Annotated in this window: 21 protein-coding genes; 2 read left to right on the top strand and 19 right to left on the bottom strand. The window is 69.3% G+C overall.

Annotated features, from left to right (window positions below; all coding sequences use genetic code 11):
- Positions 1 to 2 precede the first annotated feature (2 nt).
- The 16 genes from rpsC to MTO99_RS10555 all read right to left on the bottom strand — a co-directional run bounded on the left by rpsC (position 3) and on the right by MTO99_RS10555 (position 20,309).
- Positions 3 to 752: a 30S ribosomal protein S3 gene (gene rpsC, locus MTO99_RS10480; RefSeq protein WP_243553557.1), complete on the bottom strand. Its 750-nt coding sequence runs from the start codon at positions 750 to 752 to the stop codon at positions 3 to 5.
- On the bottom strand, positions 752 to 1,117 hold the full coding sequence (gene rplV / locus MTO99_RS10485; protein WP_243553558.1) for a 50S ribosomal protein L22: 366 nt from the start codon (positions 1,115 to 1,117) through the stop codon (positions 752 to 754). The genes rpsC and rplV overlap by 1 nt, the downstream gene beginning before the upstream one ends.
- 25 nt (positions 1,118 to 1,142) lie before the next feature.
- A complete protein-coding gene (rpsS, locus tag MTO99_RS10490; protein ID WP_149161168.1) occupies positions 1,143 to 1,424 on the bottom strand; it encodes a 30S ribosomal protein S19 in 282 nt (93 codons plus the stop codon).
- Positions 1,425 to 1,436: 12 nt separating this feature from the next.
- The gene (gene rplB, locus MTO99_RS10495) at positions 1,437 to 2,276 is read right to left on the bottom strand and encodes a 50S ribosomal protein L2 (RefSeq protein WP_243553559.1); all 840 of its coding nucleotides are present in this window, start codon (positions 2,274 to 2,276) and stop codon (positions 1,437 to 1,439) included.
- A gap of 15 nt (positions 2,277 to 2,291) precedes the next feature.
- Positions 2,292 to 2,594, bottom strand: coding sequence for a 50S ribosomal protein L23 (rplW, locus tag MTO99_RS10500; RefSeq protein WP_243553560.1), 303 nt, complete (start codon positions 2,592 to 2,594; stop codon positions 2,292 to 2,294).
- The gene (gene rplD / locus MTO99_RS10505; RefSeq protein WP_243553561.1) at positions 2,591 to 3,250 is read right to left on the bottom strand and encodes a 50S ribosomal protein L4; all 660 of its coding nucleotides are present in this window, start codon (positions 3,248 to 3,250) and stop codon (positions 2,591 to 2,593) included. Before rplD ends, rplW begins: the two co-directional genes overlap by 4 nt.
- A 3-nt stretch (positions 3,251 to 3,253) precedes the next feature.
- Complete coding sequence (gene rplC / locus MTO99_RS10510) at positions 3,254 to 3,910, bottom strand: 50S ribosomal protein L3 (RefSeq protein ID WP_243553562.1); 657 nt, start codon at positions 3,908 to 3,910, stop codon at positions 3,254 to 3,256.
- A gap of 8 nt (positions 3,911 to 3,918) precedes the next feature.
- Positions 3,919 to 4,227, bottom strand: coding sequence for a 30S ribosomal protein S10 (gene rpsJ, locus MTO99_RS10515; protein ID WP_017201594.1), 309 nt, complete (start codon positions 4,225 to 4,227; stop codon positions 3,919 to 3,921).
- Positions 4,228 to 4,711: 484 nt separating this feature from the next.
- Complete coding sequence (locus tag MTO99_RS10520; RefSeq protein ID WP_243553563.1) at positions 4,712 to 10,240, bottom strand: prealbumin-like fold domain-containing protein; 5,529 nt, start codon at positions 10,238 to 10,240, stop codon at positions 4,712 to 4,714.
- 265 nt (positions 10,241 to 10,505) lie between these two features.
- The gene (locus MTO99_RS10525) at positions 10,506 to 14,339 is read right to left on the bottom strand and encodes a beta strand repeat-containing protein (RefSeq protein ID WP_243553564.1); all 3,834 of its coding nucleotides are present in this window, start codon (positions 14,337 to 14,339) and stop codon (positions 10,506 to 10,508) included.
- Positions 14,340 to 14,490: 151 nt separating this feature from the next.
- Positions 14,491 to 15,684 (bottom strand): elongation factor Tu, encoded by a 1,194-nt coding sequence (gene tuf, locus MTO99_RS10530; RefSeq protein ID WP_243553565.1) that lies wholly within the window; start codon positions 15,682 to 15,684, stop codon positions 14,491 to 14,493.
- Positions 15,685 to 15,815: 131 nt separating this feature from the next.
- Positions 15,816 to 17,930 carry an elongation factor G gene (gene fusA / locus MTO99_RS10535; RefSeq protein ID WP_290428383.1) on the bottom strand — a complete coding sequence of 705 codons (2,115 nt, stop codon included), beginning with the start codon at positions 17,928 to 17,930 and terminating at the stop codon, positions 15,816 to 15,818.
- Positions 17,931 to 18,017: 87 nt separating this feature from the next.
- On the bottom strand, positions 18,018 to 18,488 hold the full coding sequence (gene rpsG / locus MTO99_RS10540; protein WP_243553566.1) for a 30S ribosomal protein S7: 471 nt from the start codon (positions 18,486 to 18,488) through the stop codon (positions 18,018 to 18,020).
- A complete protein-coding gene (gene rpsL / locus MTO99_RS10545; RefSeq protein ID WP_056734914.1) occupies positions 18,488 to 18,862 on the bottom strand; it encodes a 30S ribosomal protein S12 in 375 nt (124 codons plus the stop codon). Before rpsL ends, rpsG begins: the two co-directional genes overlap by 1 nt.
- Before the next feature lie 309 nt (positions 18,863 to 19,171).
- Positions 19,172 to 19,819 carry a spermidine/putrescine ABC transporter substrate-binding protein gene (locus tag MTO99_RS10550; RefSeq protein ID WP_243553567.1) on the bottom strand — a complete coding sequence of 216 codons (648 nt, stop codon included), beginning with the start codon at positions 19,817 to 19,819 and terminating at the stop codon, positions 19,172 to 19,174.
- Between the two features lie 10 nt (positions 19,820 to 19,829).
- Positions 19,830 to 20,309 carry a DUF6121 family protein gene (locus MTO99_RS10555; RefSeq protein WP_243553568.1) on the bottom strand — a complete coding sequence of 160 codons (480 nt, stop codon included), beginning with the start codon at positions 20,307 to 20,309 and terminating at the stop codon, positions 19,830 to 19,832.
- A gap of 65 nt (positions 20,310 to 20,374) precedes the next feature.
- Between MTO99_RS10555 and MTO99_RS10560 the strand changes: the two genes are divergently transcribed.
- A complete protein-coding gene (locus MTO99_RS10560; protein WP_243553569.1) occupies positions 20,375 to 21,097 on the top strand; it encodes a hypothetical protein in 723 nt (240 codons plus the stop codon).
- 35 nt (positions 21,098 to 21,132) lie between these two features.
- Positions 21,133 to 21,768 (top strand): hypothetical protein, encoded by a 636-nt coding sequence (locus MTO99_RS10565; RefSeq protein WP_243553570.1) that lies wholly within the window; start codon positions 21,133 to 21,135, stop codon positions 21,766 to 21,768.
- 77 nt (positions 21,769 to 21,845) lie between these two features.
- Here MTO99_RS10565 and MTO99_RS10570 read toward each other — a convergent pair whose 3' ends face one another.
- From MTO99_RS10570 to MTO99_RS10580, 3 genes are all read right to left on the bottom strand, one after another.
- Positions 21,846 to 22,193 (bottom strand): hypothetical protein, encoded by a 348-nt coding sequence (locus tag MTO99_RS10570; RefSeq protein ID WP_243553571.1) that lies wholly within the window; start codon positions 22,191 to 22,193, stop codon positions 21,846 to 21,848.
- Positions 22,190 to 23,065, bottom strand: coding sequence for a T6SS immunity protein Tdi1 domain-containing protein (locus MTO99_RS10575; RefSeq protein ID WP_243553572.1), 876 nt, complete (start codon positions 23,063 to 23,065; stop codon positions 22,190 to 22,192). The genes MTO99_RS10570 and MTO99_RS10575 overlap by 4 nt, the downstream gene beginning before the upstream one ends.
- A gap of 141 nt (positions 23,066 to 23,206) precedes the next feature.
- Positions 23,207 to 23,395, bottom strand: a complete 189-nt coding sequence (locus tag MTO99_RS10580; protein WP_243553573.1) for a hypothetical protein — start codon at positions 23,393 to 23,395, stop codon at positions 23,207 to 23,209.
- Positions 23,396 to 23,498: the final 103 nt, after the last annotated feature.

A 23,498-nucleotide genomic window follows, 5' to 3' on the forward strand; every position in this document is an offset into this window, starting at 1 on the left:
GGTTACGCCTCAACTCCTGCGGTCGCCGGCTCGGCCTTCGGGGCGCGGTCGCGGCGGGGACGGTCGCGGTCGCGCGACGGCTTCTGGGCCGCCTGCTCGCGCGCGAGCTCCTTGTTCGTGATGTCGCCCTTGTAGATCCAGACCTTCACGCCGATGCGGCCGAAGGTGGTCTTGGCCTCGTAGAAGCCGTAGTCGATGTTCGCGCGCAGCGTGTGCAGCGGCACACGACCCTCGCGGTAGAACTCCGAGCGGCTCATCTCGGCGCCGCCGAGACGACCCGACACCTGGATCCGGACGCCCTTGGCGCCGGCGCGCTGCGCGCCCTGCAGACCCTTGCGCATCGCGCGGCGGAACGCCACACGAGCCGAGAGCTGCTCGGCGATGCCCTGCGCGACGAGCTGGGCGTCGGCCTCGGGGTTCTTCACCTCGAGGATGTTGAGCTGGATCTGCTTGCCGGTGAGCTTCTCGAGGTCGGCGCGGATGCGCTCGGCCTCGGCGCCGCGGCGACCGATCACGATGCCCGGGCGCGCCGTGTGGATGTCCACGCGGACACGGTCGCGGGTGCGCTCGATCTCGATGCGGCTCACGCCGGCGCGGTCGAGCGACGTCTGCAGCATCTTGCGGATGCGCACGTCCTCGGCCAGGTAGTCGGCGTAGCGCTGACCGGGCTTCGTCGAGTCGGAGAACCACCGCGACACGTGGTCGGTGGTGATGCCGAGACGGAAGCCGTACGGGTTGACCTTCTGACCCATTACTTCGTACCCTCCTCGGGCGTGGCGAGGACCACGGTGATGTGGCTCGTGCGCTTGTTGATGCGGAAGGCACGACCCTGCGCGCGCGGCTGGAAACGCTTGAGGGTGGTGCCCTCGTCGACGAATGCGCGCTTGATGTAGAGGTCCTGCTCGTCCAGGTAGGTGTTCGTGGCATCGGCCTTGACGCGAGCGTTCGCGATGGCCGAGGCGACGAGCTTGTACACCGGCTCGCTCGCACCCTGGGGTGCGAACTTCAGGATGGCGAGCGCCTCCTGAGCCTGCTTGCCGCGGATCAGGTCGACGACGCGGCGAGCCTTCATGGGGGTGACGCGGATGTGTCGCACGCGGGCGATCGACTCCACCATTTCTTCCTCCTTCACACCACCGCGGTCAGCGGCGGCGGCCCTTCTTGTCGTCCTTCACGTGTCCACGGAAGGTGCGGGTGGGCGCGAACTCGCCGAGCTTGTGGCCCACCATGGTCTCGGTGACGAACACCGGGATGTGCTTGCGACCGTCGTGCACGGCGATCGTGTGACCCAGCATCGCCGGGATGATCATCGAACGGCGCGACCAGGTCTTGATGACGTTCTTCGTACCGGCTTCGTTCTGACCGACGACCTTGCGAAGCAGGTGCTCGTCGACGAAGGGGCCCTTCTTGAGACTGCGAGGCATCTTCTCTTACTCCTACTTGCGCTTCTTGCCGACGGTGCGACGACGGACGATGAGCTTGTCGCTTTCCTTGTTGGGGCGACGCGTGCGGCCTTCGGCCTGACCCCAGGGGCTGACCGGGTGGCGACCACCGGAGGTCTTGCCCTCACCACCACCGTGCGGGTGGTCGATCGGGTTCATCGCGACACCGCGGACGGTCGGGCGCACGCCCTTCCAGCGCTTGCGGCCGGCCTTGCCCCAGTTGATGTTCGACTGCTCGGCGTTGCCGACCTCGCCGACGGTCGCGCGGCAGCGCGCGTCGACGTTGCGGATCTCGCCCGACGGCAGACGGAGCTGCGCGTAGGGGCCGTCCTTCGCGACGAGGCGCACCGAGGCGCCCGCCGAGCGGGCCATCTTCGCGCCGCCGCCGGGGCGGAGCTCGATGGCGTGGATGACGGTACCCGTGGGGATGTTGCGCAGCGGCAGGTTGTTGCCCGGCTTGATGTCGGCGTTGGCGCCCGACTCGACCGTGTCGCCCTGCGACAGCTTGTTCGGCGCGAGGATGTAGCGCTTGGTGCCGTCGGCGAAGTGCAGCAGCGCGATGCGCGCGGTGCGGTTCGGGTCGTACTCGATGTGCGCGACCTTGGCGGGCACGCCGTCCTTGTCGTTGCGACGGAAGTCGATGACGCGGTACTGGCGCTTGTGGCCGCCGCCGATGTGGCGGGTGGTGATGCGACCCTGGTTGTTGCGGCCACCGGTCTTCGACAGCGGCTTCAGGAGCGACTTCTCAGGGGTCGACCGGGTGATCTCGGCGAAATCGGCGACCGAGGAACCGCGACGACCCGGGGTCGTGGGCTTGTACTTGCGAATAGCCATGTTTCTCTCTGCCCCTTAGCCGACAGCGGTGAAGATGTCGATGGAACCGGACTTGAGGGTCACGATCGCGCGCTTGGTGTCCTTGCGCTTGCCGATGCCGAAGCGGGTGCGGCGGGTCTTGCCCTGACGGTTCAGGGTGTTGACCGAGGCGACCTCGACCTTGAAGATCTTCTCGATGGCGAGCTTGATCTCGGTCTTGTTCGAACGGGGGTCCACGACGAACGTGTACTTGCCCTCGTCGATCAGGCCGTAGCTCTTCTCCGAGACGACGGGCGCGATGATGATGTCGCGCGGGTCCTTGTTGTGCGCGGCGCTCATGCGGAGACCTCTTCCTTCTTGGGCGACTTCGCGGCGATGAACACCTCGAGGGCCGCCTTGCTGAAGACGATGTCGTCGGAGACGACCACGTCGTAGGCGTTGAGCTGGTCGACCAGCAGGACGTGCGCCGACTGGATGTTGCGCACGGCGCGCTCCGAGAGCTCCTCGTCGCGCGAGAGCACGACCAGGAAGCGCTTGGCCGGGGCCACCTGCGCGAGCAGGGCGACCGCGTCCTTGGTCTTCGGGGTCTCGCCCTGGAAGAAGGCCTCGACCGCGTGGATGCGGCCGGCGCGGGCGCGGTCGCTCAGCGTGCCGAGCAGCGCCGCGGCGATCATCTTCTTGGGGGTGCGCTGCGAGTAGTCGCGCGGCTGCGGGCCGTGGACGATGCCACCGCCGGTGTGCTCAGGTGCGCGGATCGAGCCCTGGCGCGAACGGCCGGTGCCCTTCTGCTTGAAGGGCTTGCGGCCCGCGCCCGAGACCTCGCCGCGGTTCTTCGTCTTGTGCGTGCCCTGGCGCGCGGCGGCGAGCTGGGCGGTGACGACCTGGTGGATCAGCGGGACGTTGGTCTGCACGTCGAAGATCTCGGCGGGCAGCTCGATCGTGCCGGACTTCTTGCCGGTCGCGTCGAGGACGTCGATGGTGTTGGCGGTAGCCATGGACTACGCCCCCTTCACAGCGTTGCGGACGAACACGAGACGGCCGCGCGCACCGGGGACGGCGCCCTTGACGAGCAGCAGGCCCTTCTCGGCGTCGACCGCGTGCACGCGGAGGTTGAGGACGGTGACGCGCTCGCCACCCATGCGACCGGCCATGCGCATGCCCTTGAACACGCGGCTGGGCGTCGAGGACGCGCCGATCGAACCGGGCTTGCGGTGGTTGCGGTGCGAACCGTGCGAAGCGGAGACGCCCTTGAAGTTGTGGCGCTTCATGACACCGGCGAAGCCCTTGCCCTTCGAGGTGCCGACGACGTCGACCAGCTGGCCGGCCTCGAAGGTGCCCTCGACGGTGAGCTCCTGGCCGCGCTCGTAGTTCGCGGCGTCGGCGGTGCGGACCTCGGCGAGGTGACGGCGCGGGGTGACGCCCGCCTCGCGGAAGTGGCCCTGGAGCGGCTGGGTGACCTTGCGGGGGTCGATCGCGCCGGCGGCGATCTGGACGGCGGTGTAGCCGTCCTTCTCGACGGAGCGGATCTGGGTGACCACGTTCGGAGCGATCTCGATGACGGTCACGGGGATGAGCTTGTTGTTCTCGTCCCACACCTGGGTCATGCCGAGCTTGGTGCCGAGCAGACCCTTCACGTTCTTGGTAGCGGTGGACATCAGATACCTCAGAGCTTGATCTCGATGTTGACGTCGGCCGGGAGGTCGAGGCGCATCAGCGAGTCGACGGCCTTCGGCGTCGGGTCCACGATGTCGATGAGACGCTTGTGGGTGCGCATCTCGAAGTGCTCGCGGCTGTCCTTGTACTTGTGGGGCGAACGGATGACGCACACCACGTTCTTCTCGGTCGGAAGCGGCACGGGGCCGACGACCGTGGCGCCCGCGCGGGTCACCGTGTCGACGATCTTGCGCGCCGAGGTGTCGATGACCTCGTGGTCATACGACTTCAGTCGAATGCGGATCTTCTGTCCCGCCATCTCGGACTCTCTCTCTGTCAAGGCGTCATACCCCTTCCGAGGGCATCGGACGCCGGGTGTCCCAAGTCATGCAGCGCACTTCCGGTGGAGCACCACTGTTCTCATGTCAACGGCTGTTGATCGAGCCTGTCGAAGGCACCCCGCTGCTCTGTAGGAACACAGCCGCGATGGCCTCGACACGCTCGACCTTCGAGCCCCGACCCACGCGCCCGGGCGTGTCGCCCGCGCGGAACGCACGGCCAGCGTGAATACACGCAGCCCGTGCGTTCGTGGTGTCGGTTGTCGGTTCTGCTGCCCGCGGCCTAACCTGACCCGATCGCGTGGATTCGGTGGTTATGCACTGCCTGGCAGTGATCCGCCCGGCGCGCAGGAGCACGCCCAACGGAATGTTGAACTCATCAAGTTTGCCATAGCCGGCACACTGCTGCAACCCGGGCGTGTCGCGCGCACCCGACTCCCAGCGAGGTCGCAGGATGCCGCGAGCTCATGCCCGCCGGCGGCGTCCCCCGCTCGCCGCTCGAACCCCCAGCCCGGCGGCCAGGAGCAGCGTCGCGAGCATGAGCCATCCGGCGACATCCGCGCCCGTGACCGGAACCTGCGTGCGCGGCCGCGTCGCGCACGCGTCCGTCTCCATGGCGGGGTACGGCAGCGTGGCCGAAACCGACGGGTTCACCCGCACTTCCACGACCGCACTCTCGGCGACGGAGAAGTACGGGGCCGAGGCATCCTTCACCCAGGTTCCGTCGGCCTGCTGCCGCCATCCGGGCCAGCCGATCCCGGTGCCGCTCGCATCGAGCACCGTTCCCGGCCACAGGGACTCGCCCGCGATCGGGGTGCCGCTCGTCCAGCCCGCGGGCACCGCGACCCGATCGACCCGGACCGCACCGTCCGCGAGGATCGCATCGGGATCCGACGCCGGGATCGACGGGTCGCGGTTCTCGTAGGCGGCGGCCGGCCACCAGATGAGCACGACGGTCGGGGATTCGCCGACCTCCGACGGCGTGACCGTCCAGGCGGCGTACGCGGCATCGGCACGGCAGAACGCCGACAGGGTCTGCGCCACGCTCGCGACGGGCACGTCGTCGTCATCGCACGCGAGGGGGTCGGGCGTACCGATGCACGCCGTGTTCACGAGCGGGCCGATCGGCACGGACGAGTCGGGCTGCGGGATGTCGCCGACGATCGCGACGTAACTGAACGCGTACTCCCCCGCCGGCAGCGCACCGAGCGTGTAGCTCGCGGTGAATCGGGTCGGCGTCGAGCCCGAGACATCCCAGCCGTCCGGTGCGACGATGCTCGCCGGATCGAGCGCGAGCCCCGTCGGCAGGTCGTCGGTGACGACGACGTCGGGCACCGCCGCCCCGGTGTTCGACACGGTCACGCGGTACGTGACCGGCTCGCCCGAGCCCGACTCGACCGAGCCGTCCGGAAGCTCGTCGTGCGTCTTGTCGACCGTGAGCGCCACCGCGGTGTTCACGATCTCGCAGGATGCGGCGGCGCCGTCCTCGAGGACGAGCGTGTCGCCGTCGAGCACGCCGCCGTCGCAGCTCCACGCGCCCGGGAGGTACCCGGTCTGCTCCGACTCCTCGCTCAGCACGTACGAGCCCGGCAGCACCGCGACCTGCTCGACGCCGTTGCCGCCGTTGCCGCGGACGGTGCCCTGGGCCGGGATCTCCTGCGGGGTCGCGATCAGCTCCCAATCCGCCGGCGTCCCCGTCTTGCCGGAGTCGCCGTTCTCGACGACCTTGTGCAGCGTCAGCCGCGAGACCGCGATGTCGGCGCACGCCTCCGCGGGGTACGGGATGCCGTTGTGCGTCATCGATGCCCCGTTGAAGAAGCCGCCGCCCTCTGCCGTGCAGGTACGGTCATCGAGGGAGAAGCTCGAGCCGATCCGCGCGCGCACCGTGATCGTGTACGTGTGCACGGTCGCCGAACCCGTCGGGGCGCCGACGATCGGCACCCCCCTCGCGAGTTCGGCGCCGGGCGTGCCGTCCCACCCCGAGGTGTCGACGCCGGCATCGTTCGTCGCGCTCGCCGAGAGGACCTCGACGCCTTCCGGGAAGCCGAGCCCGTCCGCGAGATCGTAGGTGAGGTTCTGGATCGTCGGGTTCGTCACCGTCAGCGAGTAGGTCACGACCCAGGTGTCGCCGCTCTCGGGAACCGCGGAGGCGACCGTCTTGGCCACCAGCGGGAGCGCGGTGTTGTCGGCGGCGCAGTTGATGACCCCGCCGGGGACCGCGACGAAGCCCGCCGCGTTGATGGGCGCAGCGGTGCCCCCTGGAGGACGCTGCGTGCACCGCAGGGGACTGGCGGCCCAGCCCGCGATCGGCTGTTCGACGAGGCTGTACGTCTGTCCTGCGGTGAGCGGCGGGAGGTTCGCCGCGCCGGTCTGACCGGTCGTCGTGATGACGATCGGCTCGAACGCCTGGGTCGGCGGCACGGTGTCGATGAGGAAGGTGAAGGTGCCGTCGCGGCCCAGCGCGGTCTTCGTGATCGTGCCGGTGGCCGGATTCGCAGCGTCGTCAGCGGTGCAGACGACGCTGCCACCGGGGCCGACCGAGAACTCGGGCCCGTCCAACGTCGTCTCGGTACCGTCGGCGGCGGTGACCTTGCACACCAGGCTCTCGAGGGTCCACCCGCCCGGCACGGTCTCGGTGAGCGAGTACCGCTGGTTGATTTCGAGTGCGTCGAGCGGCAGAGTCGTGGTACCGGTGCCGCTGCTCGTCGTGACCCTGTACAGGGTCGGGGTGCCGCTCGGCAGCGGCTGGAGCGTGAAGTTGAACTCGCGGTCAGGCCCCTCCGTGACGTTCTTCACGATCGTGCCGGTGGGCGGGAGTGCGCTGTTGGTGTAGAAGCACGTTACGGCGCCGCCCACAGGCAGATGGATGGTGACGCTGCCCCCGGGTATGTTCGGCTCCCAAACCTCGCCTTCGTTCGCGCCGCATTCGATGTCGGCGAGGCGCCACCCTGGTGGGAGTTGCTCGTCGATCACGTAGGTGCCCGCCGGCAGCTGATTGAAACTGCGCGAGGTGTCCTGCGACGGCGCGCCGAACAGGTCGAACTCCTGCTGCCCGTTGGCGCCGGTGAACGTGAAGGGGAACGGGACCCCCCCGAAGTTGAACGGTTCGGTGAGCTTGATGATCTGGATCGTGCCGGCCGCCGCGTTCGTGAAGAAGCACTGCACCGTGTCGCCCGCGACGAGAGTGAACTCGGCTCGACGATCGGCGGTGTCGAACAGCTCATCTCTACCCTGGATGTTGCAGGACAGCGCCGTCAGCACCGAATCGGGATCCGTCACCTCCTCGACTGAATAGTTGCCGGGTGCGACGTTCTCGAAGACCTCATCGGTCAGGGTGCCGTCTCCCGGCGCGTCGATCGTAAAGCTCCCACCGTCGGCCCACGTCCCGTTGAAGCCATAGGAACGCGTATCCGACGTGCCGAAGCCCACCGCCTCCTTCGTGATGATGATGTTCGCCGGGAGGTCGTCGTTCGTGAACCGGCACTGGATGTTGGCCAGGCGGGCCGGGGTGAACCTGACCATCTCCTCCCAGTCGCCCTGGTTGTTGATGCACTCGATGCGGGTGCTCTCGTACCCCGGCACGGTCGTCTCTTGAAGTTCGTACTCGATGTAGGGCCGGATCCAGGTGAGCACACCCGCCTCACTGCCCTCGACTTCGACCGTGTCGACCCCCGCCGGAAGCGGAAGCGGACCGACGGGCACGGCGCGCAACCTGAAGTCCGACGGCACGGCCGTGCCGAAATTGTCGTTGATCACGGTCTTGCTGAGCGTCAGCGCAGCCGTCAGATTGTCGAGGGAGCATTCCAGGTGCAGGCCGATGCCGATGGTCACGTCGCCGTCGGAACCGTCCGTGGTGGGCGTGCGCGACCCGTCGGGATGCACGAACTCGCAGTCCCACGAGCCGATCGCGCCCGGCGTGACATCCGGACTCTCGAAGCCGTTCGGGATGTATCTCGGATCGCCGCCCGACTCGGAAAGCAGGTACTCGACGCCCGGCGTGACCTCGCCGGTCACCCCGGTCCGGCCGTCGAAACCGGGGATCGGATTCGGCGGAAGCGGGTTCTCGGGATTCTCAGGGGCGAGCGCCGCGTGCAGCTGCCAGGCAGTGGGGTCTCCCGGCCCGTTCCGCATGGCCTTGTGCAGGGTCAGCCTCGCCGAGCAGTCGTAGTTGTTCACGATCTCGTAGACGTTGCTGCCGACCGTGAGCGGCACGGCCTGCGAGTCTTCGAACGGCGACGTCGGGCCGCCCGGGCGTCCGATCGTCGCGCCCGTGAACTCGCACTCCGGCAGGGTGGTGTCCCGTGTCTCGGCGACGACCGGGCTCTGCGAGACCGAGTATCCACTGGTCGCGCTCCCCCACGCGGTGGGGGCTCCGTTCACGGTGAGCGCGGCACTCAGACCGCTCGGCTGGTTCGTCTCGGCGATACGGGGCCCGCCGTTGATGGTCCAGAACTTGTTCACGATGAGCGCGGCCGAGGTGTCGGGAGCCTGGTTGTAGACCGTGCAGGTGATCTGGTCGAGCTTGTTCACGTCGATCGAGAAGCCGGTTCCCGTGGCGGCGTTCGTCACCGTCACCGGTGCGCCGTCCAGCGTCGTGCAGGTCGCGTTCCGCCCGCCCACCGGGATGAGCGAGTAGCCGGGTTTATCGCCGATCCGCTCGGCCGCGGTGAACCGTGCGACGTCCACACCCTCGGCGTAGTCGATCGCGAAGTTGACACCGCCGGTGTCGTTGTCGGTGACCGCGGTGGGCTGGTTGAGCGTGCCGCCGACGGCAGACGCGTCGAAGGTCCAGCCTCCGGCGGTGGGCGCATCCGCGATCGTGCCGCCCGGCCGGACGACGCGCTTGATGATGCTCACCGAACCGGGGCACTCGGCCCGAGCGAGCGCCCGCATGATCTGCCCCGCCGTTCCGTAATCGGGCGTCGCGATGTAGTCGAACCCGAGCGTCGGATACGGGACCGGCCCCGAGATCGCGGCGAGGTTCCGCCGGGCGGTCGCTGAGTCGAGGGCGGCGCCGACGCCGACCGCGATGATGCGCTGACCGACCGCACCGGTGGAGTTGACCCCGGCTTTGACGCGGTTTGCGGAGAAGATGCCGTTCTCGAGCTCCTTGAACCGCGTCGTCGCACCGGGTCCGACCGCACCCGGCTCGGAGAAGGTCGGATTGCCGTCGGTGATCACGATCACGACGTCGAAGCCGGTGCCGACCTGGGCCAGGCCACGGTCCCAGTTCGTGCCCTGATTGGTCAGCGCCGGGTAGCCGTTGATCTTGGCGATGACGGTGTTCGCGCCGGCCTGCGTCGAGACCGGCGTGAGCGGCAGGTTCTCGCCCGGCTGCCGGGGAGCATTGGTGCCGAAGGTGAACAGCGCCACCGACGACGGCGTGCCGACGAGCGCCTGGACGGTCTGACTCGCGGCGGCTTTCAGGTCGGGCAGCGACGGATTCACCGATGCCGACAGGTCGATGACCACGGCGACGTTGGCGCCGCACTTCGCGACCGGCGCGGGGTTGTTGCGCGAGACCTGCCAGACGCCGCTCGAGGATCGCGCCTCGGTGGCCGTCTCGCCCGTGAGCGACATGAAGGCGGCGGACGGCTGTGCGCCGCCCGGAGTGGTCCCGGTGTACGCACTCCCGCTCTCGTAGACGGCTCCGGCCCGCAGCCGCGGCGTCGGGAAGGTGTACGACGAGTCGGTCGCCCCGGTGCTGCCGGTTCCGAACCGCTCGTTCATGAAGTAGTTCGGCGGCGACTCCGTCTGCCGCACCCACAGGTACGTGTACTGGGGGACGCCGCCGCCCCCGATCGGGACGTTGAACGTGCAGTAGCCGTCGGGCTGCGAGACGCACTTCGCCCAGTCCGGACCGAGCAGCGTCCCGCCCTGCGTATTCGAGAGCGCCAGGGTGACCCCGGCCAGCGGTGACTCGCCGGTACCGTTCGCAAGCCGGTCGGAGCCGACGAAGACGCGCACCGTCGCGTCGTTCGGATCGAAGGGCACGGGCGGATCGAGGAGCGGCGGATCGCTCGGCGGCTCCGGCGGTTCGGCGGCGGCGGGCGGTGCGGCCGAATCCCCCGCGACCGACGCGACCACCACGAAACCCCCGACCAGCGCGAGAACGGTCGCCAGCGCCAGTGCTCGGACGCGAGCGCGCGAGCGCGCACCTGCCCGTGCCTTTCGGTTCTGCGTTCCTGTCACTCGCCGCTCCCCCCGAACGACACCCTGCTCCGAAGACTAACCCCACACTTGAAGCTTTGTCAGCACATCACGGCCTCGAGACCGGAAGCGCCCGCCGGTGGACCCCTTGCCGGAGGGCGTTCCGACGCCCGATGATGAGCAAGGTTCCGGCACCGAGGACGGCGAGGGCGAACGTGATGGCGCCACCCGCGTCGAACCCGGTCACCGCGACGCCCCTGACCTCGCCGGGACCGGCCGTCGCCGCCGCGCACGGCTCGGACGCGAGGTCGGGCTGCGGGAACCGGAACGCATCGGATGGATTGATGCGCGCCTCGACGGTCGGCAGCACGTCGAGGTGGTCGTGGAAGAACATCGGGATGCCGATGGTGCCGGTGATCGCCTGTCCCGGCGCCCAGTCGGGCGGCACGGAGATGTGCTCCACACCGAACGCCCCGTCGGCCAGTAGCGCGTCGATGTCGGTCGGGTCGATCGTGGCATCGCGTGCGAGGAAGGTCTCGTCGCTCCACCAGATGAGCGCGATGGGCTCGGCAGGCGCCTCGCTGTAGCCGGTCAGCTCGATGCGGTAGTCGAAAAAGCCGCCGGTCGGCGTGCAGTGCGGGATGCCGCTCACCTCGATGGCGGGCTCCCCGTCGCACAGCTGGGGATACAGCACCTGCGTCGCAGCCACCGGATGGATGTACGCCCCGCCGCCGTCGTACCCGGTCACCGTCTCGCGCGGCCCGCACTCGGAACCCCAGTCGTTCCCGTCGCGAGCATCGACGGCCACGACGCCGTCGACCAGGTCGTTCGTCGCGTCGGCGTCTTCGCCCTGCTCGGCGTTGGCGACCGTGACGATCGCGGTGGAGTCGGTCGGGAAGACGTTGCCCGACACCTCGACGGTGTCGCGAAGCGTGCGCTGGGCGCTCGGATTCGGCGGTGCGAGCGGGGTGCCGAGATCGGTGGCGCTCACCGAGCCCACGCCGACGAACGGCCCGTCCCCGGTGAACACGTTGTCGACCACGCTGATGCCCGAGTTCGACGCCGACTGCGTGTCGAGGTTGAACCAGGTCGTCGTCACGAGGATCGCCGCCTGCGGGGTCGCCGGCGGGACGGCCGGGTCGGCACCGGGCGCGGTGAAGTCGATGCGGTTCCCCTCGACGGTCACGTCGTGCGCCGGCTGCGCGGTGATGACGTGGCTCAGCGCGCCGCTCACGGTGTTGTTCCGGAACGTGAAGTCGAACGCGCCGAGCGGAAGGTGAATGCCGACGGGCGTGGTGGCGAACGTGCTGTCCTCGATCAGGATGTCGCTGCTCACGATCCGCAGATCGGGAGGCGTCGACGTGGGGTTCATGGTGAAGTTCGCGATGCCGCCCAGATTGTCGTGCACGAACGCGTCGCGGATCACGACCCCGGTCGCACCCTCCGCGTAGGCGAGCGCCCAGCAGGTCATCCCCGAGAACTCGAGGTGTTCGGCCACGACGTCGGTGGTCATGTCGAGGTAGAGCCCCTGACTCGCGCCTGCGCCGGTCACCTCGCTCACCGTCAGCCCGTTCGTGTAGTAGAACCGCACGGTGCTGTTCTGGCCCGAGGGGCAGAGCCCCGGCGAACCGCCCGTGCTGGTGTAGGAGACCCGCTCGACGGTGACGTTCTCGTTCTCGTGGCCGAACACCGCGTCGCCGCTCCCCGTGATGACGCTGTCGCGGAGCACCGCGCCGTCGGTCTGGCCGAAGTACACACCGACCACGACGTCGGTGATCGTCGCGTTCGTGATCGTGGGGCCGGCCAGCCGGTCCGCTGGGAACCCCGCGACCCGTGTCGAGGAGATGCCGTTGGTGAGCGCGCTGACATCGACACGGTCGATGGTCGCACCGTTCGAACGCGCCGTCGTGATGCCGGTGTTCGTGGGCGCGGTTCCCGGGCCGACGACGGTCACATCCTGCACGACCGGTTGGCTCGCACCGCCGAGGTTGACCCCGAACCCCGAGGTGCCGGGCGCGATCGTGATCTCGCTGTCCTCGACGCGGATGCCGGTCGAGGTGTTGGCGACCGGGACGACCACGCCGCTGCGGACGCCCTCGGCCACAAGCCCGGTCACGGTCGCCGAGCCCGACGGCGACACCGTCGGCGAGACCTCGACGGCGATCGTCGCGATCACACCGTTGGCATTGGTCCGTCCCCGCACGGTGACATCCGTGACGACCGCGTCAACGGTCGATCCGGTGCTGATGCCGGTGACGAATCCGTCGAACTCGCCGCCGGTGATCGCGAGCGGTGCGGCGTTGTTCGTGTTCGCGACCCAGACCGCGCTGCGGAAGCCCTGCACCGTCGCATCCACGATGGTGACGTCACGCGCGTTGTTCACGTTGATGCCGGAGATCCCGACGTTGGTGGTCGGATCGCCGAATCGGATGATCTCCACGTCGGTGAACGTCGCTCCCGTCGTCGCGCCGAGCGAGATGCCCAGCGTCGCCGCCTCGATCACGACCCCGGTCACCTGCATGCCCTGACCGGCATTCGCGGCCGTGGTGGTGATGCCGTTGGTGACACCGGTGATGGTGGTGTCGGTGATCGTCGCGCCGCTCGAGTTCACCAGGGTGATGCCGTTCACCGCACCCGTGATCGACGAGCCGGTGATGGATGCCCCTATCGTCGCGCCCAGCGAGATGCCCAGCGTCGCCGCCTCGATCACGACCCCGCTCACCTGCGCGCCCTGACCGGCGTTGCCGGCCATCGTGATGATGCCGTTCGTGACCCCGGTGAGCGTGGTGTCGGTGATCGTCGCGCCGCTCGAGTTCAGCAGATTGATGCCGTTCGCCGCACCCGTGATCGTCGACCCGATGATCGACGCCCCCGTCGTCGCGCCCAGCGAGATGCCGAGCGTCGCCGCCTCGATCACCGCACCGGCCACCTGAGCCCCGGCGTTCGCGTTGCCCGCCGTGGTGATGATGCCGTTCGTCGCGCCCGTGATCGAGGCGCCGGTCACGGTCGCGCCGCTCGAGGTGGCGAGGTTCGCGCCCGTGGCGATCCCGAGGGTCGTGAGCCCCGCGACGGTCGCCCCGCTGGTCGCGTTCAGGTGCACCGCGGTTCCGCCCGTGCGCGGCGTCACCGGGTCGTTGGCGACCTGCAGCCCGGTGATCGTCGGCGGCGCGGCCGACGTCACGTTCACCATGATCTGGGTGTTGGCCGTCGGGGTGAGGACGATGTTCGGCGTGAACGTCAGCGCGTCACCGGTGAAGTTCAGCCGCGCGAAGAAGAGCTGCGTCTGCTGCGCGGCATCGATCGTCACCGGCTGGGACCGGGCGAATGCCGCCGTCGTGAAGCGGAACGCGGTTCCCAGCGCGTTGTCGATGTGGATCGTCGCACCGGCCGGCGCCTGCGCGAGCGCCGCCAGGAAGGTCAGGCGCGTGCCGGGGTCGGTCTCGCCGAACCACGCGATCGCGAGCGCATCGGCCACCACGGCGTCGTCGAAGCCGACCAGTGCCTCGGGAGCGATGGCCGCAGCCGCGAGGGCGGGGACGGCGGACGCGGGCTGCGCAGCGGGTTCGGCGGGGACGGATGCCTCGGGCGGCTCCGCTCCGGCGGACGGTTCGGATGCCTCGGGCGCGACGTCACCGGATGCCTCGGGTGCCGGTTGTCCGGATGACTCGGGCGCTGCATCATCGGATGCCTCGGGCGCAGGTTCCCCGGATGCCCCGGGCGCAGGTTCGCCCTCCGCCACCGGCGGATCCCCCGGTTCCGACGGCGCGTTCGTCGTGCTCGGGCTGCCTTCGGCATCCGAGCCGTCGAGCGCGCTCACGGTGGCGGCCGGCGCGACGGCGAGCACGAGCGCGAACACCGTGGCCGCCACGCCCCGCGCCCAACTGACGCCGTCGGATGAGCGTCGGGTCGAGTCGGCCGCAGGCGTGTGCAGTGGTGCGAACATCGAGTTCCCCCAATTCGACGTCGCGTTCGACGTTACCGACCTCGCACGGCAATGTCACGGAATGCGAGATCCTCTCCGGATCCGCAGACGCCGAAAGGGGCCGGGCCCGAAGGCCCGACCCCTCTCAGGAGATCGACGTAAGTGCGAGGACTTACTTGATGATCTTGGTGACCGTACCGGCACCGACCGTGCGACCACCCTCGCGGATGGCGAAGCCGAGGCCCTCCTCCATGGCGATCGGCTGGATGAGCTCGACCGTCATGTCGGTGGTGTCGCCGGGCATGACCATCTCGGTGCCCTCGGGCAGCGTGATGACGCCGGTGACGTCCGTGGTGCGGAAGTAGAACTGCGGACGGTAGTTCGCGTAGAACGGGTTGTGGCGGCCACCCTCGTCCTTCGACAGGATATACGCGGTGCCCTCGAACACGGTGTGCGGGGTGATCGAGCCCGGGGCCACGACGACCTGGCCGCGCTCGACGTCCTCGCGCTTGGTGCCGCGGAGGAGGAGACCGCAGTTCTCGCCGGCCCACGCCTCGTCGAGCTGCTTGTGGAACATCTCGATACCGGTGACCGTGGTCTTCTGCGTCGGGCGGATGCCGACGATCTCGACCTCGGAGTTGATCTTCAGCGTGCCGCGCTCGGCGCGACCCGTGACGACCGTGCCACGACCGGTGATGGTGAAGACGTCCTCGATGGGCATGAGGAACGGCTTGTCCTTGTCGCGCACCGGGTCGGGGATGGACTCGTCGACGGCCTCCATGAGGTCGAGGACCGACTGGGTCCACTTCTCGTCGCCCTCGAGCGCCTTGAGGCCCGAAACGCGCACGACCGGAGCGTCGTCGCCGGGGAAGCCCTGCGACGAGAGCAGCTCGCGGACCTCGAGCTCGACGAGCTCCAGGATCTCCTCGTCGTCGACCATGTCGGCCTTGTTCAGCGCGACGAGCAGGTAGGGCACGCCGACCTGCTTGGCGAGCAGCACGTGCTCACGCGTCTGGGCCATGGGGCCGTCGGTCGCCGCGACCACGAGGATCGCGCCGTCCATCTGAGCCGCACCGGTGATCATGTTCTTGATGTAGTCGGCGTGACCCGGAGCGTCGACGTGCGCGTAGTGGCGCTTCGGCGTCTCGTACTCGACGTGCGAGATGTTGATCGTGATGCCGCGCTGGCGCTCCTCGGGAGCCGAGTCGATCGACGCGAAGTCGCGCTGCACGTTGGTGGCCGACGGGTACTTGTCGGCGAGCACCTTCGAGATCGCCGCGGTGAGCGTCGTCTTGCCGTGGTCGACGTGACCGATCGTACCGATGTTGACGTGCGGCTTGGTCCGCTCGAACTTGGCCTTAGCCACTGTGGGTCCTCCTCAGGACTACATGCAACCTCGCCGGGCGCTGGATTGCACTCGGTGGGTTACGGGGTTGTGTGTATATGTTACGCGACCCGGTCGGGCTGCGCTCCCAGGCAGAATTCCCCGGAGGGAACTCACTCGCCCTTGTTCTTCTGGACGATCTCGTCGGCCACAGCCTTCGGGACCTCCGCGTAGCTCTCGAACTCCATCGAGTACACCGCGCGGCCCGAGGTCTTCGACCGCAGGTCTCCGATGTATCCGAACATCTCCGAGAGCGGGACGTGCGCACGCACGACCTTCACACCGGCGGCGTCCTCCATCGACTGGATCTGGCCGCGGCGCGAGTTCAGGTCGCCGATGACGTCGCCCATGTACTCCTCGGGAGTACGGACCTCGACGCTCATCAGCGGTTCGAGCAGAACGGGGCCGGCCTTGCGCGCGGCCTCCTTGAAGCCCATCGAGCCGGCGATCTTGAACGCCATCTCGGACGAGTCGACGTCGTGCGCCGCGCCGTCCGTGAGGGTCGCCTTCACGCCGACCATCGGGTAGCCCGCGAGGATGCCGTACTGCATGGCGTCCTGGAAGCCGGCGTCGACCGAGGGGATGTACTCGCGCGGGACGCGGCCACCGGTCACGGCGTTGACGAACTCGTAGGTCTTGTCGCCCTCGACCTCGAGCGGCTCGAGCTTGAACTGGATCTTCGCGAACTGGCCCGAACCACCCGTCTGCTTCTTGTGGGTGTAGTCGTGGCGCTCGACCGTCTTCTTGATGGTCTCGCGGTACGCGACCTGGGGCTTGCCGACGTTCGCCTCGACCTTGAACTCCCGCTTCATGCGGTCGACGAGGATGTCGAGGTGCAGCTCGCCCATGCCCTTGATGACGGTCTGGCCGGTCTCGGGGTTGAGTTCGGTGCGGAAGGTCGGGTCCTCTTCGGCGAGCTTCTGGATCGCAGTGCCCAGCTTCTCCTGGTCGGCCTTGGTCTTCGGCTCGATGGCGACCTCGATGACGGGCTCGGGGAAGGTCATCGACTCGAGCACGACCTGGTTGTCGGGGTCGCACAGGGTGTCGCCCGTGGTCGTGTCCTTCAGGCCGATGACGGCGTAGATGTTGCCCGCGGTGACCGAGTCGACCGGGTTCTCCTTGTTGGCGTGCATCTGGAAGATCTTCCCGATGCGCTCCTTCTTGCCCTTGGTCGAGTTGATGACCTGGGCGCCCGAGTCGAGGTGACCCGAGTACACGCGCACGTAGGTGAGGCGCCCGAAGAACGGGTGCACCGCGACCTTGAACGCGAGCGCGGCGAACGGGTCGTTGGCGTCGGGGTGACGCTCGATGACCTCGTCCTCGTTGCGCGGGTTGCGGCCCTCGATGGCGGGCACGTCGAGCGGCGACGGCAGGTAGTCGATGACCGCGTCGAGCATCGGCTGCACGCCGCGGTTCTTGAACGCCGAGCCGCACAGGACGGGGTAGATCTCGGAGTTGACGACCATCTTGCGGATGGCGCCCTTGATCTCGGCGACCGTCAGCTCCTCGCCGCCGAAGTACTTCTCGAGCAGCGCGTCGTCGGTCTCGGCGACGGTCTCGAGCAGCACCTGGCGGTACTCCTCGGCCTTGTCCTTGAGGTCGGCGGGGATCTCCTGGACCTCGTACTTGGCGCCCATGGTCACGTCGCCCTTGGCGTCGCCCGGCCACACCAGCGCGCGCATCTCGATCAGGTCGACGACGCCGACGAAGTCGTTCTCGGCGCCGATCGGCAGCTGCAGCACGAGCGGCTTGGCACCGAGGCGGTTGATGATGGTGTCGACCGTGAAGTAGAAGTCGGCGCCCAGCTTGTCCATCTTGTTGACGAAGCAGATGCGCGGCACGTTGTACTTGTCGGCCTGACGCCACACCGTCTCGGACTGGGGCTCCACGCCCTCCTTGCCGTCGAAGACGGCGACCGCGCCGTCGAGCACGCGCAGCGAACGCTCCACCTCGACGGTGAAGTCGACGTGGCCCGGCGTGTCGATGATGTTGATCTGGTTCTTGTTCCAGAAGCAGGTGACCGCGGCGGACGTGATCGTGATGCCGCGCTCCTTCTCCTGCTCCATCCAGTCGGTCGTCGAGGCGCCGTCGTGCGTCTCGCCGAGCTTGTGGTTGACGCCCGTGTAGAACAGGATGCGCTCGGTGGTGGTGGTCTTGCCGGCATCGATGTGGGCCATGATGCCGATGTTGCGGACCTTGCTCAGGTCGGTGAGCACGTCTTGTGCCACGGGGTTCCTCCGGGATGGTTCAGGAACGAAAGCGGGTGGGGGTGAGCGGATGCCACGTGCTGGGCTCGTGGCATCCGCTCTGCCCGACTACCAGCGGTAGTGGGCGAAGGCGCGGTTCGACTCGGCCATCTTGTGGGTGTCTTCGCGGCGCTTGACCGCGGCACCCAGGCCGTTCGACGCGTCGAGGATCTCGTTGGTGAGACGCTCGGTCATGGTCTTCTCGCGACGGGCCTTGGCGTAGCTGGTGAGCCAGCGCAGCGCCAGGGTGTTCGCGCGGTGGGGCTTGACCTCGACGGGGACCTGGTAGGTCGAGCCGCCGACGCGGCGCGACCGCACCTCGAGGGTGGGGCGCACGTTGTCGAGGGCCTTCTTCAGGACCGCGACGGCGTCCTGGCCGGACTTGGTCGCGACGTTCTCGAGCGCCTCGTAGACGATGCGCTGAGCGAGGTCCTTCTTGCCGTCGATGAGGATCTTGTTGACGAGCTGGCTGACGACCGGCGAGCCGTACACCGGGTCGGCGACGACGGGGCGCTTCGGAGCGGGACCCTTGCGAGGCATTACTTCTTCTCCATCTTCGCGCCGTAGCGGCTACGAGCCTGCTTGCGGTTCTTGACGGCCTGCGTGTCGAGCGCGCCGCGGATGATCTTGTACCGGACGCCGGGGAGGTCCTTCACACGACCGCCGCGCACGAGCACCATCGAGTGCTCCTGCAGGTTGTGGCCCTCGCCGGGGATGTAGGCGGTGACCTCGGTGCCGTTCGAGAGCTTCACACGGGCGACCTTGCGGAGCGCCGAGTTCGGCTTCTTCGGGGTGGTGGTGTACACACGCGTGCACACGCCGCGCTGCTGGGGGTTGGCCTTCAGGGCCGGCGCCTTGGTCTTGGTGACCTTCGGCGTGCGGCCCTTGCGGACCAACTGCTGAATAGTTGGCACTGCATCTCCTTGTTGTGCTGCACGGTGACAGCGATGATGGGTTTCACATCACGACCCACCGGCACTGCGGAACCGCAGTGCCTTCGGTGGTGGGTATGCCGTGGGGGCCCGTTCCGGCGATGGCGCCGGAAGCCCTGAGGTGCGCTGCTGAGAACCCGGCCCGGCGATCGGTCTCCCGAGCGCAGGACGCAGGCGCGCGACAACGCGCACACCCGATCAATGGTAATGCGACGTAACGCGGTGGTCAAATGAGCGCGGATGCTCCGGGGCGATGTTCGCCGAGAGCGTCAACGGCGGCGATCAGGCGCGTCAGCCCGGCCAGCCCGGGGCATCCAGCTCGCGGTCGAGATCGGCCAGCAGATCGGCCACCTGCGGTTCGACCAGCCGCTCCACCGCATTCGAGATGCGGTAGCGGTGCTGCGCGAGCTCGACGCAGATGCGCCGGCCGAGCTGCTTGGCGAACTCGTCCGCCAGGCGCACCTCCTCGCGCAGCGCCTCCTTCTCCTCGGGGGTGAACGGCCGCGGCGCCGGCTCGGCCGATTCGGCGGCGGCCGCCGCCTCGAGACCCGACAGGGTGAACAGGAACGGCTGGTCGGGCACCGGCTCGGGGTCGAGGTCGAGCCCGCGGAACTCGGGATCCAGGCCTTCACCGGCGCGGTACGGGCGGCGCGCCTTGCGCTCTTCGGCGAGGCGGATCTCACGGTGCAGCATCGGCAGGTTGCGGGCCGTGTAATCATCGACGGCGTCGTCGATGACGCCCTTCATGCGCATCGAGAAGGCGTGCTGCACGGGATGCGGCACGTCGACGTCGAGCCCGGCCGCCGCGAGGATCGGCGACCCGAAGCACTTCTGGCACAGCCGCACCCGACCCCGGTGCGTGCCGGGGCGCCACCGCGGCAGCCAGCGCAGCCAGCTGTCGACCTCGTGGCTCACTCGCGCCTCGATGGACCCCTCCACGCGGTTCACCCTACTCGGCTCCATCGCGCTCCCACGGCCACCGCGGTCGGTCCATTCCGGCGGCGCGCCCGCGCGCGACGAGCACCGCGACGGATGCCACGACCGCCGCGAGCACCGGAACGAGCACCCCGAACCATCCGATGCCGAAGGCGAACCCGAAGACGACGCTCGCGGCGACCGATCCGGTCGTCGACAGCGCATGGCCGACGATCGCGACCGCGACCAGCGCCGCCCAGGCGGCCAGCGCCGACCAGACGACGGTGCCGGCCATTCGGTCGGGACGGCGCAGTCGGAAGCCGAGCACCACGAGCAGGGCGGCCACGGATGCTCCGAGCGAAAGCGGCCCGACGAGCACGCCCACGGCGGGGTCGCCGACGACCTCGGCGTCGGTGGCGAGGCTCACCAGCCCGAACGCGCACACCACCAGCGCGAGGTCGAGCGCGGCGGCGAAACCGGCGACGACCCACGCGTCGTTCCTCGAGGCGGGCACCCTTCGAGGGTACGCGCTCGGTTATGCTGCCCGAGGCGCCGCAGGCGCCCGGAACGCAGGGGATCATGTCGAGCATCGGATACGAGGCGCACGTCGACCGCGCCAGGGTCGCGCGCGCGAAGCGCTGGAACGGGTGGATCCTCGCGGTGAGCGCGATCTTCGCCGCGGGTCTCGTCGTCGTCTCCGTGATGATGTTCGTCGACGACGGGTGGCCGATCGGGATCCTCGCAGCGCTCGGCGCGCTCGCGGCGGTGCTGTCCGTGGTCGCCGCCGTCCAGCGCGGACGCGCCCAGCGTCTGCTCACGGCGGGCGGCGAAGGGCTCGCTCTCGCCGTCTCGGACGACGGGGTGCGCATGGCCGGCGCCCCGCTCATCCCGTGGAGCGAGATCGTCTTCGTCGGCGTGCTCGACGACCGAAGCCGGTCCGCGCGGATGGCCCGCCTCCCGCTGTCGGGCGTGCTCGCCGGCGCCGCGCTCAAGGCCGGCAGCGGGACGCTGCTCTGCGAGCTCGGCGTCCGCGACGGCACCGCACTGAAGCAGGCGTTCGCCGGGGCACCCGGCTCCGAGCGGGTGAGCCTGTGGGACCCGTTCGACGGCGTTCGCCGCGGGCTCATCCCCATGCTGCTCGACGCGGTGCTCGACGACGGCACCGCCCAGCAGTCGGCCCAGGTGCTGATGGACGCGGCGGCGCGCCGCGGCATCCCGACCGCCCGCTTCACCGGGATCTTCGACTACTTCAGCTGGAAGAACCCGATGCTCGACCACAAGTGGCCGACACCGGCGGCCTGACGCGCTCTCACCGCTGCCTCCGAGAAGGACCGAACATGAAACTCTCCCCCGAGGAACTCCCCTTCGCTGCGATCCCCGACGAAGTGCGCCAGGTCCGTTCGATGCCGAAGACGATCGTCGCGATCCTGTTGACCGTCGCGGGCCTCGTCGGCGCCGTGCTCGCCGTGCTGAACTACGACTGGCTCCTCGCCGACGCCGCGTCGTGGGAGGGCCGCCGCTCGGGCGGGCGCGGCCTGGTCGCCCCCGGCGTGGTGGTGCTCAGCCTCGGCGCCGCCGCCTACGGCATCTCACTGCTCGTCACCTGGTCGCACAGTTGGGAGCGGGTCGCGACCGGCACCCGGCTGCGCAAGCTCACCGCGCAGCGACTCCAGCTCGCCGCCGCCGACGCACCGGCCGTGCTCGAGCGGTTCCGCAGCGGCGACCCCCGCCTGTACCTGCCGCTGCCCGCGGGCCGCGGATCGGTCGCGTGCGCCCTGTGGATCGCGAAGGCCGACGGCATCGGCTACGGCACGGTCAGCGGGAAGGTCGGCAACGCCTGGCAGCCGCTGCCGGCGGCCGTCCTGCGCGAGAACGCCTTCGTCGCACTGCGCGAAGTGCCGCTCGACGGGTTCACCAAGCCCGCGTCGACCGCCGCGGTGAAGGGGTTCCTCGACCCGTTCCTGCGGGGCTGAGCGCGGATCCGCGTTCGGCTGAGATCGCTCGCCGGGCTCAGCCCTCGCCGTCGGGGCGCAGCCCTCGCCGTCGGGGCTCAGCCCTCGCCGTCGGGCGACCAGCCGGGGAACCCGGCGCAGCCGACCGTGAGACGGATGAACCCGTCGGTCTTGTCGGTGAGGACCGCGTAGGAGGCGGCCGCATCGCCGCGGTCGACGGCCTCCTGCATGCGGTCGAGGTTGCGCAGCGCCGTCGGCAGCCACTGCGTGAAGGGGCCGTCGGGCAGACCGCTCGGGTCTTCGGCCAGGATGCCCCGGACCGCGCGGATCGCCCGGGACAGTTCGGGCAGATCCTGCGGGCGGTAGGCGGCCGAGAGGCTGACCGCGATCAGCTCGGTCACGGGCGCCTGCAGGCGAGCGCAGCGCTCGGCGAGCGTGTCGCTCATCGGCCGCCCCCGTTCAGATCGAACTTCTCACGCGGGGTGCGCACCCCGTCGCGGAACGCGCCGAGCCCCGCCTCGAAGTCGACGGCCGAGCCCACGAACAGCACCGACTCGTCGGGCGCGACGTAGATCTTGCCGCCGCCGCGCGCCACGTGCACGACGCAGACCCCGAGCCCGTCGGGCAGGTCGATGACGTTCAGGGTCGCGTTCTGCGTCAGCTTCGCGAAGAGCTCGTGACCGACCTCGACGAGTCGGTCGCGGCTCGCACCGGCACCCGCACCGGCTGCGCCGGAGGCATCCGTCGCTCCTTCGCCGAACGCGACCACCCCGCGCACCTGCGGCACACCCGCGAGCCGGACGATGAGCGCGAGGTGCTCCCAGAGCCCGCCGAGCTGCAGGTGATCGGCGGTGTTCGGCCCGCCGAGGGCGAGCAGCGGCACGAAGCCGAAGCACTCCTCGAAGCCGGGCACGCCGTCGCGGTCGCGGGCAGCCGGGTACGGCTCCCACTCCCAGGCGGACTCCCGCTCGGCGGGATTCTCGAGGTGGGCGACCAGTTCGTCGAAACCCACGCCCTCGATCACGTCGAGCACACCCCAGCGCGGCTTGACCAGCAGGTACAGACCGTTCGCGTGCACGATCAGATCGCCGAGACCCGTCGCGAACAGCACCGTCGAGCCCTCGGGGAGCCCCAGCACGCCGTCGAGCATCTCGGCCGCCCGGGCCGGATCGACCAGCCGGAAGTACCCGTCACCGACGAGGCCGGCACCGTAGCGACGCCAGCTGTCGACCACCTCGGCGGGTACCTGCCCCGCGAACCGGGCGATCGTCTCGTCGGAGATCGGCGCGACTGGGTCGAAACTGCGGAACGAAGTCATGCGGGGTCTTCCTGGTTCGGGTGACTGGCCGACGCGACGCGTCGCCCCGCGGAAGTCTACCCATCGCACGGGCCGCGGGAATGGGGAGGGCTGCCCATGTGGACAGGGTGGACTGCCGGGGGTCGCGCCTCACCCGGTTGCTCAGCGGCCCGGCGCGTCCACGCCGGCCTCCACGAACGGCAGTACAAGCACGTCGTACTGTGCGTCGGTGAGCTGGCCGCGCTGCAGCACCGCCCGCGCCGCGATCACGCCGACGCTCTTCGCGTCGGCATGCAGCCCAGGGCGTGCGCTGTTCAGTTCCTCGGCTCGTGGCAGCAGCGACTCGCGCACCAGGTGTTCGAGTTCGGAGTTCTCCGCCGCCGACGGACGGGTCGCCCGGCTGGCCTCCTTGCCGCCAGCGCGGCGCAGCCCCCAACGAGGTGGTGCTCCCCGG

Origin of the sequence: Agromyces larvae (genome assembly GCF_022811705.1) — a bacterium.
In the GTDB taxonomy this organism is placed as follows: domain Bacteria; phylum Actinomycetota; class Actinomycetes; order Actinomycetales; family Microbacteriaceae; genus Agromyces; species Agromyces larvae.